The organism is Streptomyces sp. F001, assembly GCF_004187715.1.
In the GTDB taxonomy this organism is placed as follows: Bacteria; Actinomycetota; Actinomycetes; order Streptomycetales; family Streptomycetaceae; genus Streptomyces; species Streptomyces flavusporus.
The window spans coordinates 240468-253717 of record NZ_QZWF01000001.1 but is presented as its reverse complement, the minus strand read 5'-3'; the positions used below and the strand labels follow the sequence as shown (position 1 = coordinate 253717).

Here is a 13250-nt window from a genome sequence, read left to right as displayed (position 1 = left end):
TCACGCGCTCGATCTGGGCGACCAGGCGGCTGGTGAGCCGGAAGTTTCCGCTGGTGATTCGGGTGAGGGAGGAATCGCATCCCGTGACGGCGACGCGGAGCGTCGCCGTGTCCGGCCTCCGGGGTCGCGAAGCGCCCGCAAGGCCGCCGACGGAGCCGAAGAAAGCGAACGCGCGTGCCCGCGTTCGCCGGTTGTGGTGACTTTGTCGTGATGAGGGCACGGGTGTGCGCATGTCGCACGTACGGTCTCGTCGCGGAAGCCGGGGTGAGCGGGCGGGGCGTGGGAAGGGGGTGATGGCATGTCGGTGGTGAAGGAGGCCGGGGAGGCGGGCATGCCCGGTACACGTACGGTTCGCGTGTCGTCGACCGCCCGCACCGCCCTCCTGGCGGAGTGGGACCGCTGCCGTTGGATCTGGAACGAGTGCGTGGCCGGTCGAATGAAGGCCCACGCCGAGAAAAGAGTGCGGCCCCGCAAGCCTGGACAAGATGCTGACGAGGCCGCGCCATCACGCCGTGGCTGGCCAAGGGCTCCTCGTGCGAGCAGCAGATCATCCGGGACTTCGGCAGTCCGCGGAAGGCGCTGAAGGACATCAAGAACGCCTGCCGTGCACCGCCGGGCCGGAGCCCAGTAAGAGAAGCGCGAGGCACTGCCACGCTGAACTACACCCGGCGCGGCTTCCGGCTCAAGAACGGTCCGCCTGCACTGGCCGGGAAATCGTGCTGACCGTGTCTGGTCGCGGGCCCGCGCGACCCGTCGAGTGTGCGCGTGTACCAGGACGTCCTGGGGACTGGCACTTGTCGTTCGTCGTGCCCGCCGAAGTCCAGCCACTGCCGGAGACCGGCCGCGTGATCGGATCGACTGGGGCATGAAGGAAACCGCGACCACCACCTCGGACGCCCACGACCTCCCGCACGCCGAGTACGGAAAGAAGGCCCGGGCGAAGCTGACCCGCTACGACCGGATGATGGCCCGCCGCAAACCCGCCAAGGGGCAGGCGGCCTCCAGGGCTACCGCGAGGCGAAGAATGCGGGCGAAGACGTACCAGAAGATCGCCCGGCAACGGCAGGACACCGGCCGCAAGTGGGCAGGAAGGTCGTGACGACCACGACGCCATCGCGGTCGAGGACTTCCGGCCGAAGTTCCTGGCCAGGACGTCGACGGCGCGCAAGGCGGCGGACGCCGCGATCGGCGCCACCAAGCGGGCCCTGATGGAGATGGGCAAGCACGGGCGGGACGTCCGCCTGGTGCACCCCGCGCACACCACCATGACTGCGCATCGTGCGGAGCGAGAACCAAGCACGCACTTCCGCTGTCGGAACGCACCTACACCTGCACCGCGTGCGGAGCCGTGTCCCCAGGGACAAGAACTCCGCCCGCGTGATGCTCGTCCGGCTGGTCTGAAACCGGCTGGTGTCGAGGCGTAAGACCCCCTGGAGCGCTGCTCCAGGAGGCGGCCTGAGCCAGGAATCCCCTTGTTCACGAGGGGGAGCAGTCAAAGCAGTTCCGGCAGATCCTCCGTACAGCAGGGTCAGGTCGTCCTGCTCGGTTCGTCGAGCTGGGCGACCCGGCTCGCATGGCGCTCCACCATCGCCTCGAGGTCTGCCGGGCGGTGCGGCCGTTGCCGAAGGCGGGGCCCTTCGGGATCGCGGTGAAGTACTTCAGTACGGCCTCCGCCGCACCCGGCGCCAGCCGGTACTCATGCTCGTCCGCCTGCTGCCACGATCCGCAGCAGCTCGTCGGGGCGTAGTCGCTGAAGGTGATGGTGCGTGAGAAGCGGGACGCGACACCGGGGTTGACGGACAGGAACCGTTCCATCTCGGCCGTGTAGCCCGCGACGATCACCACCACCGCGTCCCGGTGGTCCTCCATCAGCTTCACGAGCGTGTCGATGGCCTCCTTGCCGAAGTCACGGCCCGCGTCCTCCGGCGACAGCGCGTACGCCTCGTCGATGAACAGCACGCCGCCACGGGCCCGTTCGAACGCCTCCTGCGTGCGGATGGCGGTGAGCCGATGTGCTCGCCCACCAGGTCCACGCGGGACACCTCGACCAGGTGGCCCTTGTCCAGGACGCCGAGCGAGGCGAGGATCTCGCCGTACAGCCGCGCGACCGTGGTCTTGCCGGTGCCGGGGAACCCGTGAAGACCAGGTGCCGCTTGACCGACGCCGCCTTGAGGCCCGCCTGCTGCCGGCGCCGGCCCACCTCGATCATGTCGGTGAGGCCCGCACCTCGCGCTTGACGCTCTCCAGGCCCACCAGCGCGTCGAGTTCACCGAGCACGGCCTTCGAGGTCCGGGCCGACTGCTCCGGCCGGTGGCCGCCACGAGCGGCTCCTGCTCGGTGTGCGCTGCCCGGGATCGCGCCGAGGAGGGCGTCGGCTCACTCGCCGTCTGGACGAGGGGTCCTGGGGCGGCGGGCGTGCGCAGGCTCGCGCTCTCGTCGCTGGTGCAGTCCTCCACGACCGGTCCCGCACCGGACCCCGCGTCGGGACCGGGATCCGCGAACTCGTAACCCGCGTGCGCAGCGCTCCGTACGGCACTTCCTGAGCGTCGTACGGCACCCGTCGATCACATGGAAGCCGTAGCCACCGCTGCCCCGCACCCGGCAGTTCAGGAAGCTGCCGCGGCCGCCCGCCGACACATAGAAGCCAGCTTCCGCGGGGAGTCGACCGTGCACCGCTCGATGGTGGGGTCGGCGCCCTTGGTCACGATCACGCCGGTCTGGGTGCCGGCCACCGTGCAGTTGCTGAGGGTGCCGCCGCTGCCGTGGTCACGGAACCATGCGCCGGTCGCGGCGTCCTTGATGCGGCAGTCGTCGAGCTGTGCCGTCGCTCCGTCGCTGACGGACACCGCCGTGTTGCGCACTGGGACAGGTCGCTGTCGACGACGTCCGCACGGGAGCCGCGGTCGAGCACGAACAGCGCGTCCGGCACGTCGTGCACCCGGCAGGAGTCGAGCACCACCGTCGCACCGTCGCTGACCCACACGGCCGGGTAGTCGCCGGTGTGTCGAAGATCTCGCACTGGTTGGCGTCGACGCGTGTGCCGGGGTCCCACACCGACAGGCCGTTGCGGCCGAACTGCCGCACGCTGGTGCGGGCCATCGTGAGGACGGAGCGGGAGCGCAGGTCGACCGCGTTCTCGGGGATGTCGTGGATTCGGCAGTCGGCGAGGGTGAGCACGGCGTCGGTGTCGAGGGTGACGCCGTCCGCGGTGGTGCGGTGCACATCGCATTCGGTGAGGTGCGCGGTGGCCCGGCCGGTGATCTGCACGCCGCTGCCACGGACCTCGTACACCTCGCAACCCACCGCCTCCAGCCCGGAGTTCTCACCGGTCGCGGTCAGACCCGAACCCGCGGCGTGGTGCACCCGGCAGCGCTCCAGGCGCGGACGGGCGCCGCCGCGCACCGCGACGCCGGCCTGTCCGGCCGCGACGACCTCGCAGTCCTCGAACACCCCGCCCCGCCGTCGACGACGGCGATGCCGATGCCTGCCGGATTGTCGACGGTGCACCGCCGCACGTCGGGCGTGCGCTGCGCGCACCTCGATCCCGGCGGCGGACCGGGTGACGACCCGCACGTCGGTCAGCTGCGGCGTGCCCTCCTCGACGAGCAGCGCGGCGCGGCCGCGTCCTGCCCCTCCACGTGCAGGTCCTGCACCACGGCGCGCGCACGGTCAGCGCACCCGTCGACGGCGCGATGCGCACGGAGCCGGGCGAGCCCTCGGTCCGCGCAGGGTCACCGCCCGCTGCACGACGAGGTTCTCCCGGTAGTCCCGGGGCGATGGTGAGCACGTCACCGTCGGCCGCGGCCTCCAGGGCGGCGGCGAGCGATGCGTACTCACCCGTGCGGCGCCGCCACCGCGATGTGCCGGTGTGCGTCACCTGGACCGTGCCCTGTGCCATGCGTTGCTGTGCCCCCCTCGGTCGTACTGATGGCTCGTTCGCCTGCGAGGCGTCACAGCCCCTACGGCTCGCTCGCACGCGGGTTGATGCCGAAGTTCGGCCGGTCCACCGTAGCGTGCGCACGGACGGTGGGTTGACCGGAGCCGGAAGGCCGTCAGCTGCCGGTGCCGGTCCTGCCCCAGTCCGGGCCGCCGGTCCCAGGCCTGGTCCAACGGGCGTACCGGCGACGGACCATGTGCCAGACGATCATCCGTCTGACACCCTCGACGAGGCCGCAGTGAGCACAGCGCGCCGAACCCGGCGAGGACGGCGTGTGTCGTCGCCGTGGCCGGGTCCAGCGGGCGGGTCGCGGTACGACCGTGCCCGTCGGTCCATATCGTGAAGTGTTCACCGGGCTCGGGGGTGCCGAGGTGCGTCATGACCGGTGCCCGGTGGTCGGTGCCGTCCGGTGCGGTCCAGTGCGCGAGCACGCGGTGCGGGTCTCCCGCGAGGCGGTCTCGGCGTCGAGGTCCAGGGGGCGCTCCAACTCGCGGACGACGGTGGCCGTCACGAGATGACGGGACTGGCGCTGCTCCCGGACGGACCGCTGCATGGAGTCCTGCGCGACGGAGCCGACGAGGGAGCCGATCACGGTGCGACGAGGAGGATGGCCAGCAGGGCGCCCAGGGCCACCCAGGCCTCGACCAGATCGGTCGTGCGGCGCAGCGGATTGTGCCGCCAGCGCCAGAGGCCGCCGATAGCTCGCACGTCCCGCACCCCTTCCCGCTCCGTGATAACCCCCCGATGGAGCCGTTCACCGCGGGCCCGGGCAAAGAGAGAGCGACATTACCTGGGCCCGGGCCTCTCATGAACTTCTCACGACGGCTCAACGCGTAGGTCCGGCCCGGGGTTCCCGCCCGGCAGCGGGTCCCGGCGCATGTCACTCATTCGATGATGCGGACCGGGTCCCCGACCCTGATCGTGCCCACGGACTGGGGTACGAGGTTCTGTCCGAAGACCAGCTTGCCGCCGATGCGGCGGTGCCGTCCGAGGGTGTGCAGGGGCTCCCGGCCGCGCTCGGCGGTGGACTGGTCGGTCGTGGTGACGACGCACCGCCCGCACATCTTGGCGACGCGGAAGGTCACCTCGCCGATGGCGATGTGCCGCCAGGCGTCCTCCGCCCAGGGCGCGGCGCCCTCGACGACCACGTTCGGCCGGAACCGGTTCATCGGCAGTGGGCCCTCGTCGGCGAGTCCGTTCTGCGCGATCAGCGAGTTGAGGGCGTCGAGGGAGGCTGCAGAGGTGAGGAGCAGCGGGTAGCCGTCGGCGAACGTGACCGTCTCGCCGGGCAGCGCGTGGTCCGGATCGACGGGCCGGCGTACGGCGGGGTCGTCCATGTGGACGAGGCGGACGTCGGCACCGACGAACTCACTGCACCAGGCGTGCGCCGCGGCGTCGGCGAGGACGCCCTCCACCTTGTCGCGGAAGACCTGCAGCGTGAGCGTGCCGACCGGCTCGGGACGGCCACGGTCAGCGGGTCCAGTCCGGGTGCGGACAGCCGGATGCCGCCGGGCACGAGCTCGGCGGCGGCCAGCGCGAGGCGCGGTTGCTGGCGTTGCGTGACGACCTTTCCCCCGTCGTCGATCAGCACCCAGCGTCGGTCTCCGGCCAGCCCCCAGGGCTCCACGACGGCCTGCCGGGGCGCAAGACCCCGGAACGCCTTGACCGGATGGACATGAATCGACTGCAGCACCACGTTCCCCATGGGGCCATCGTGCCAGGCGACACCGACAGCCCGGGGATGGGCTCAGTAGCCGCGGTACTGCTGGTTGTTGTACGGGTCCTGGTACTGAGCCGGGGGGCCGGGGGCCGCGGGGCGCATCGCCTCGTAACCCGTGCCGCCGGGCGCCGCGGGGCGCGGCTGCTGGTGCTGCGGGCCGGGGTACCCGCGCGGCGCAGCGGCCTGTTGCGGATGTACGCCGTGGGCGCCTGCTGCAGCGGCGTGGGCTGCGGCGCCTGCGGGTAGCCATAGGCGGGCTGGGACGGGGCCGCCGGCAGGCGGGCAGCGCCGACGGCAGGGCGGGCAGGTGGCTGCCCGGCGTGTCGTACGCGGCGGGGACCCGGATCGGAGCGATCTGCGGGTGCCCCGCTCGGCCACGAGCGAGTCGTAGATCGGAGTGTCCGGGAAGGAGGCGGAGTAGTAGCCGCCGCCATAGGTGGAGCGGGGGGAGGTCATGGCACATAAGTTAAGCCCACGATGTGCTGGTTGGGGAGACCGATAAGAGGGTTGTTTTCCGTGTCCGCGGTGACGTGGGATCCCCAATGCGAGCGAACTTGGGAAAAAGGGGCACCGAGCAGCGCTCGGATCGTGTAAAGGCTCAGTTCCCAGGGGTTACCGGCGGTTGACCACTTGTCTTTCCGTGCGCGCGCATGGGCGTTCGTCGGCGGTGGCAATAGGTTGTGGCGCACAGAGAAAAGCGATGGCTGCCGGGGTGCAACCTTGGCGCGGTGACACGTGATGGGGCGGACATGTCAATGCCGAAGGGATCGAATGTTCCGGTGCCGACGACGGCACTGCGGGTGGAACTCGGGTGGCGTTCCGGACCGGGCGTGCCCGACACCGACGCCTCGGCCCTGCTGCTGGCCGGTGGCAAGGTGCGCTCCGACGCGGACTTCGTGTTCTACAACCAGCCGCAGCACACCTCCGGAGCGCTCCGGCACGAGGGCAAGCGGGAGGCCGGCGGAGGGGTGACCGACACCCTCCTCGTCGACCTCGCGCGCATGGAGCCCGCGATCGAGACCGTGGTGGTCGCCGCCTCCGCGGACGGCGCGCGTTCGGCCAGGTGCCCAGCCTGTACATCGAGGTCAAGGACGCCGCTCGGGGCACAGTGGTGGCGCGGTTCGACAGCGAGGGAGCCACGGTCGAGACGGCCTTCGTGCTCGGCGAGTTCTACCGCCGCCAGGGCGCCTGGAAGTTCCGTGCGGTGGGACAGGGCTACAGCAGCGGCCTGGAGGGCCTGGCCACGGACTTCGGGATCACGGTGGACGAGCCGCAGCACACGGCACCCACCGCGCCTCCGGTCACTGCACCCACGCCTGCGCCGTCCGCGCCGCCCGTCACCGCGCCGGCCGCGCCGCCGGTCCAGCTCACCAAGGTCACGCTCACCAAGGCAGCCCCGTCCGTGTCGCTGACCAAGCAGGCGGAACGTCGGGTGCCCTGCGCGTGAACCTCAACTGGCAGGTGCGCAAACAGTTCTCGGGGTGGGGCAGCAAGCGCGGGCGGGCGGTCGCGATGCACTCCGACCTGGACCTCGACCTGTGTGCCCTGTACGAACTCACCGACGGCAGCAAGGGCGTCGTCCAGGCCCTCGGCAACGCCTTCGGCGCGCTGCACCAGCCGCCGTACATCCACCTCGACGGCGACGACCGCACCGGAGCCGTGGCGAGCGGTGAGAACCTCACCGTCAACCTCGACCACAAGCACAAGTTCCGGCGCATCCTCGTCTTCGTCACCATCTACGAAGGCGCCCGCTCCTTCGCCGACCTGCATGCCACGGTCACCCTGCAGCCGCAGCACGGCGCCCGATCGACTTCTCCCTGGACGAGTGCACCGTCCGTCCCCGGTGTGCGCCCTCGCGCTCATCACCAACACCGGCCAGGACCTGGTCGTCCAGCGCGAGGCCCGCTATCTGGTGCCGGAGCGCGGCGTCAGCCCGCAGCGGACCGTCGACTACGCCTACGGATGGGGCATGAACTGGACCCCGGGCCGGAAGTGAGCCCGCGGGACACCGGCGCTCATCCCTCGTCGGGGACGGCGCCGGGACGGGCGTAGGTGCGGCCCTTCCAGGCCGCACCGCGCCCCCTGTAGTGCTGCACCGCGGAGTCGACCGTCATGAGGAGGTACACGAACGCGGTGAACGGCAACAGGGGAGCGAGCCACAGCGGCTGGCGGTAATAGCGGAGCATCGGGACGTACGTGCCCGTCATCACCAGCCAGGCCGAGCCGCCCAGCACCGCCGCGGCCGCACCCCCGCCGGCCGCACCGACGACCAGCGCAGCGGGCGGCACCAGATACATCACCGCCAGTCCCGCCACGGTCCCGGCCAGCAGCAGCGGACTGTGCCTCAGCTGGGCGTAGGCACTGCGCGCGACCATCCGCCACAGATCGTGCAGGCGCGGATAGGGGCGCACGCTGTCCACCCGTTCGGCGAGCCCCAGCCACAGGTGGCCGCCGATGCCCGGACGGCCCGCGCAAGCGCCACGTCGTCGATGACGGCGTGCCGGATGGCGTCCGGAATGCGCGCCCGCTCGGCGGCCTCGGTGCGCAGCAACACGCAGCCGCCGGCCGCTGCGGAGGTCCGTGCACCCTTCCTGCCGATCCGGCGGAAGGGTACAGCTGCGCGAAGAAGTAGACGAAGGCCGGCACCACGAGCCGTTCCCACCGGCTCTCCACCGCAGCCGGGCCATCTGCGAGACGACGTCGAAGCCTCCGGTGCGGGCCGCCGCGACCAGTGCCCGCAGACTGTCCGGCGCGTGGGCGATGTCGGCGTCCGTCAGCAGCAGGTACTCGGGGCCACGCGCGCGTGCCAGGCCGATGCCGTGCCGCACCGCCCACAGCTTGCCGGTCCAGCCCGCGGGCGGCTCACCCGGCGAGCCCACGGTCAGCGGCAGCCCGCCGTGCCGTTGTGCCAGTGCGCGGGCCAGCTCACCGGTGCCGTCCGTGCTGCCGTCGTCCACCAGGACGACCTCCGCCCGCCCGGATAGTCCTGCGCGAGCAGCGACGGCAGACTGGCGGGCAGCACCTCCGCCTCGTCGCGCGCCGGTACGACGACACAGACGTCCGGCCACACGGCGGGTTCGGTCCGGGGCGGCAGCCGGACATCCGTACGCCAGAAGAAGCCCTGACCGAGCAGCAGCCACAGCCAGGCGACGAGTGATCCGGCAGCAGTCCACGCGATGGCGCTCACCCGCGCAGTCTGCCCCACCGACCGGCCCGGAGGGGCCCATCGTCTATCGTGGCCGGGTGAAGATCGCGCTCATGGACTCCGGAATCGGCCTGCTGGCGGCCACCGTCGCGGTACGGCGCCTGCGCCCCGACGCCGATCTCGTGCTCTCCCTGGACCCCGAGGGCATGCCCTGGGGACCGCGCACCCCGGAGGATCTCACCGCGCGCCCTGGCCGTCGCCGAGGCGGCCGCCGCGCACCGGCCCGACGCCCTCATCGTCGGCTGCAACACCGCCACCGTGCACGCCCTGACCGCCCTGCGCGCCCGCCTCGAACCGGCGCTGCCGGTCATCGGGACGGTCCCGGCGATCAAGCCGGCCGCGGCCGGCGGAGGCCCGGTCGCGATCTGGGCCACGCCCGCCACCACCGGCAGCCCCTACCAGCGCGGACTCATCCGGGACTTCGCCGACGGGGTGGAGGTCGCCGAAGTGCCGTGCTGGGGACTCGCGGAAGCGGTCGAGCGCGCGGACGAGGCCGCCATCGACGCCGCCGTCGCCGCGGCCGCCGAGCTGACCCCGGCCGAGGTCACCACCGTCGTCCTGGGCTGCACCCACTACGAGCTGGTCGCCGAGCGCATCCGTGCCGCCGTGCAGCGCCCCGGCGCCCCGGCCCTCGTTCTGCACGGTTCCGCGGGGGCCGTGGCCGCTCAGGCACTGCGCCGGATCGGGTCGCGCCGGAGCCCGCGGCCGAGTCCGGCGGCACTGTGACGGTGCTGCTGAGCGGTCGTGAGGGCCCGCTGCCCGCATCCGCCCTGGCCTACGCGGAAGGCCGGCTCCTGTCGGCGGTCAGCCCCGTCCGGTGACCCACGGTCACTGACCGGAATCCCTCGGTCCGCCGGGCCGCCCGCCGGCCAGTCACTCTGCGCAACACCCTCCCGCGCAGCGAAACCTGAGTAACCTCGTAGGTATGAGGGACCACGAGCACGGCTCGCACCCCGACGTCTGGACCTGCCGGGCCACCAACCGGGTCCAGTGGCTGCTGGCGCTGGGCGGCGCCGCCTGCCTGGCACTGGGTATCGAGCTCGCCGTCGACTCCACGTGGACCGACGGCATCGCCCCGCTCGTCATGGCGGTCGTCGGCTGCATCGCGGCCGGACTGCTGGTGCTGTTCGGCACTCTCGCGTTCGTGCACGTCGCGCTGAAGGTCGACAAGGAGTCCCTCGAAGTGCGGTGCGGCCACATCGGTGTGCCACGCCGCCGCATCCCCCTGTCACAGGTCGTCGGCGCCGAGTTCGCCCCGTACGTCACCCCCGCCAGTGGGGCGCTGGGCTATCGCTGGCGCCCCGAGAAGGGTACGGCGGTCGTCGTACGGTGCGGGGAGGGCGTGGTGCTGCGGCTCTGGACGGCCATACATTCACGATCACCGTGGACAACGCGGAGGCGGCCGTACGGGTCATCAAGTCGCGCCTGCGGGCCGGCACACCCGGCCCGGCCCACTGAGTCACGGCGCCGGACGGTCCCCCGCGCGACGCTCTCCCGGCGTGGCGACTCCTCGGCCAGCGGGCGTGCTGTGGCCAGGCCCGCGAGCAGTCCCGCCCCGGCCGACACCGCGGTGAAGCTCAGCGCGTTGCCGACCGCGGCGACGGCCGCGAGTGCCGTCAGCGCCGCGCCGGCGGTGAGGGCGACCGGCGTGGGCCGCGCGGTGCGCCACAGGGTGTACAGCACCCAGCAGAACGCCGCGGCCAGCAGAACCACCCCGACGACTCCCTGTTCGGCGGCCTGCTGAAGGGGCGCGGAATGCGGTTTGCCGTCGGACAGCGGCGACCCGATGACGGTGGGGCTGAGTTTCCGAAGCGTCCTGGGCCGACCCCCAGGACGTCCCCACGGGCCATGGCCAGCGCGTCCTGCCACAGCTCGACCCGGTGCCGGGTCAGCGGGCCCTCCACGGATGCGGCGAGTCCTTCGGGGAACACGTTTGCGGCGACCGCCCAGCTCCCGGCGGTCACCAGCGCCGTCGCCAGGGCCAGGCCGGCGATGCCGAGGCCGCGGTGGTTCATCCGGCCCGCCGCGAAGGAGCACAGCAGCACCGCCGAACACGCCACGACGCCGATGACCGAACCGAGCGCGGCCGCGGTCAGCGCGATCCCGGCGGCCAGCAGCCGCAGGGCCAGCCGCATCGCCGGTACGGCGGTGGACCAGGCGGCACAGCAGGCGGCGCCGGCGGACAGGGCCAGCAGCGCGGCGGTGGCGCCCGCGTTGCCGAGTGGCGCGCCGGGCTGTGGCCCCGGAGCGAGGTGCGGAACGGTGAGGTCAGTCCGAGTCCGGCCAGTGCCCCGGTGCAGGGAGCGGCGACCGGTGCGAGCGCCCCGCAGATGCGTCCTGCGGCATAACCGGCGGCGACGGCCAGTACGGCGAGGAGCACGGCCTTCCGGGCGGCCGTCGTGCACGGCTGCCGTGATCAGCGACCAGACGGCGCAGGCCCCCAGCACGACCACGCCCACCGCGTCAGATACGTTCCGTCTACCGCCGTCCGCATCCGGACCGGCCACAGACGCCATCCCCGTGGACCCCACACGTCCCCCGAACCCGGCCGCCCCCGACCTGACGGACCCCAGCCGTCCCGTCTCACGACCCGGGGCCCGGGCACACGGTAACGGCTGATGGGCGGTTTGTGGATGACTGGTACCGAGTTGTGCAGGAACGATGCGGCAATGGCGCAGGAGGAGGCCGTCGTAGGCCGGGCCACCGCGTTCTCGGCTTCGAAGTCGGCCGCCGTACACTCCCGGAGTGACCGTCACCGCAACCTCCGTGGACGAGTCGGACGGCGTACAACCGCGGACCGCGCCAAGGCACGCGGCGCGCGCCTGCTGCGCCGCCTCGTCCGGCCGCCGCCGCGGCGCTCTCCGGAGTGCTGCTCTACGTCAGTTTCCCGCCGCGCACCCTGTGGTGGCTGGCCCTGCCGGCCTTCGCCGTCTTCGGCTGGGTACTGCGCGGCCGGAGCTGGAAGGCGGCGCTCGGCCTCGGCTACCTCTTCGGACTCGGCTTCCTGCTGCCGCTGCTGGTATGGACCGGCGTGGAGGTCGGCCCGGGCCCCTGGCTCGCCCTGGCCGCGATCGAGGCAGTCTTCGTCGCCCTGGTCGGCGTCGGCATCGCAGCGGTGTCGAGGCTGCCCGGTTGGCCGGTGTGGGCGGCCGCGGTGTGGATCGCCGGTGAGGCGGCACGCGCGCGTGCGCCGTTCGAGGGCTTCCCTGGGCAAGATCGCCTTCGGCAGGCGGACGGTGTCTTCCTGCCGCTCGCCGCGGTCGGCGGCACACCGGTACTCGGCTTTGCGGTCGTCCTGTGCGGTTTCGGTCTGTGCGACGTCGTCCGCCTGGTGGCGGAGGGCCGGCGCACGGGCGCGGTACGACGGGAGCCGCGACCGTCGCGCTGCTCGGCGTGGCCGTGCCGGTGGTGGGCGCTCTCGCCGCCCGGCCGCTGGTCAGCGACCAGGCCGAGGACGGCACCGCGACCGTCGCCGTGATCCAGGGCAACGTGCCCCGCGCGGGGCTCGACTTCAACTCCCAGCGGCGGGCGGTGCTCGACTATCACGCCCGCGAGACCGAACGCCTGGCCGCCGAGGTCGAGGCGGGCAAGGTGGCACGGCCCGACTTCGTGCTCTGGCCGGAGAACTCCTCCGACATCGACCCCTTCGCCAACCCCGACGCGTACGCCGTCATCGACAGCGCCGCCAAGGCGATCGGCGCGCCCATCTCGGTCGGCGGTGTCGTCGAGCGCGACGGCAAGCTCCTCAACGAGCAGATCCTGTGGGACCCGGACAAGGGGCCGCTCACCTACGACAAACGGCAGATCCAGCCGTTCGGGAGTACCTCCCGCTGCGCTCGCTGCTGGACGCGATCAACAAGAACTGGACCAGCATGGTCCGCCAGGACTTCAGCCGCGGCAGCGACCCGGGCCTCTTCACGCTGGACGGCGTCAGGGTCGCCTCGCCACCTGCTACGAGGCGGCCTTCGACTGGGCCGTGCGCGACACCGTCACCGACGGCGCGCAGTTGATCTCCGTGCCGAGCAACAACGCCACCTTCGACCGCAGTGAGATGACCTACCAGCAGCTCGCCATGTCGCGCATCGCGCCGTCGAGCACAGCCGCACCGTCACGGTGCCGGTCACCAGCGGCGTCAGCGCGATCATCCTGCCGGACGGGACGATCACCCAGAAGAGCGGGATGTTCGTCGCGGACTCGCTGGTCCAGGAGGTACCGCTGCGCTCCTCCCAGACGTCCGCAACCCGGCTCGGCATCCTGCCGGAGATCGCCCTGGTGCTCGTCGCGGCGGCGGCCTGGGCTGGGCCGTCGCCGCCGGTGTGCGTGGCGGCGGAGGTGACGGGTAGCCGTACGCCCCCGTACGCCCCGGTAAGCGGCCCAGGAGCGGAGGA

At 72.2% G+C, this 13250-nt stretch carries 3 protein-coding genes and 9 pseudogenes; 5 read left to right on the top strand and 7 right to left on the bottom strand.

Translation table 11 applies throughout. The annotated features are described in order from the left end of the window. Positions 1–298 precede the first annotated feature (298 nt). Positions 299–1459: pseudogene (locus tag StrepF001_RS01195) on the top strand (transposase). Between the two features lie 69 nt (positions 1460–1528). Here StrepF001_RS01195 and StrepF001_RS49985 read toward each other — a convergent pair. The 4 genes and pseudogenes from StrepF001_RS49985 to StrepF001_RS01175 form a co-directional block, all read right to left on the bottom strand. Continuing rightward, positions 1529–3898 (bottom strand): annotated as a pseudogene (locus StrepF001_RS49985) (right-handed parallel beta-helix repeat-containing protein). Positions 3899–4052: 154 nt separating this feature from the next. Further along, a pseudogene (locus StrepF001_RS01185) lies at positions 4053–4645 on the bottom strand (hypothetical protein). Positions 4646–4821: 176 nt separating this feature from the next. Beyond that, positions 4822–5642: pseudogene (locus StrepF001_RS01180) on the bottom strand (MOSC N-terminal beta barrel domain-containing protein). Between the two features lie 42 nt (positions 5643–5684). Then, positions 5685–6113 carry a DUF6643 family protein gene (locus StrepF001_RS01175; RefSeq protein ID WP_346656896.1) on the bottom strand — a complete coding sequence of 143 codons (429 nt, stop codon included), beginning with the start codon at positions 6111–6113 and terminating at the stop codon, positions 5685–5687. A 299-nt stretch (positions 6114–6412) separates the two neighbouring features. On the opposite strand from StrepF001_RS01175, the pseudogene StrepF001_RS01170 reads away from it, so the two are divergent. Then, a pseudogene (locus StrepF001_RS01170) lies at positions 6413–7653 on the top strand (TerD family protein). Positions 7654–7672: 19 nt separating this feature from the next. On the opposite strand, the gene StrepF001_RS01165 reads toward StrepF001_RS01170, so the two are convergent. Beyond that, positions 7673–8614, bottom strand: coding sequence for a glycosyltransferase (locus tag StrepF001_RS01165; protein WP_240797248.1), 942 nt, complete (start codon positions 8612–8614; stop codon positions 7673–7675). Beyond that, the gene (locus StrepF001_RS47110; RefSeq protein WP_240797247.1) at positions 8539–8844 is read right to left on the bottom strand and encodes a hypothetical protein; all 306 of its coding nucleotides are present in this window, start codon (positions 8842–8844) and stop codon (positions 8539–8541) included. Before StrepF001_RS47110 ends, StrepF001_RS01165 begins: the two co-directional genes overlap by 76 nt. Before the next feature lie 56 nt (positions 8845–8900). On the opposite strand from StrepF001_RS47110, the pseudogene StrepF001_RS01160 reads away from it, so the two are divergent. Both StrepF001_RS01160 and StrepF001_RS01155 read left to right on the top strand, forming a co-directional pair. Then, positions 8901–9683: pseudogene (locus StrepF001_RS01160) on the top strand (aspartate/glutamate racemase family protein). A 104-nt stretch (positions 9684–9787) separates the two neighbouring features. Continuing rightward, positions 9788–10320: pseudogene (locus tag StrepF001_RS01155) on the top strand (hypothetical protein). 42 nt (positions 10321–10362) lie between these two features. On the opposite strand, the pseudogene StrepF001_RS01150 reads toward StrepF001_RS01155, so the two are convergent. Beyond that, positions 10363–11378: pseudogene (locus StrepF001_RS01150) on the bottom strand (O-antigen ligase family protein); the annotation flags it as partial. Positions 11379–11607: 229 nt separating this feature from the next. On the opposite strand from StrepF001_RS01150, the pseudogene lnt reads away from it, so the two are divergent. Further along, a pseudogene (lnt, locus tag StrepF001_RS01145) lies at positions 11608–13205 on the top strand (apolipoprotein N-acyltransferase). Positions 13206–13250: the final 45 nt, after the last annotated feature.

What these genes read in the sequence shown, in the direction of transcription:
- StrepF001_RS01175 (WP_346656896.1), bottom strand. Translation starts at nt 6,113, where the DNA reads ATGACCTCCCCCCGCTCCACCTATGGCGGCGGCTACTACTCCGCCTCC.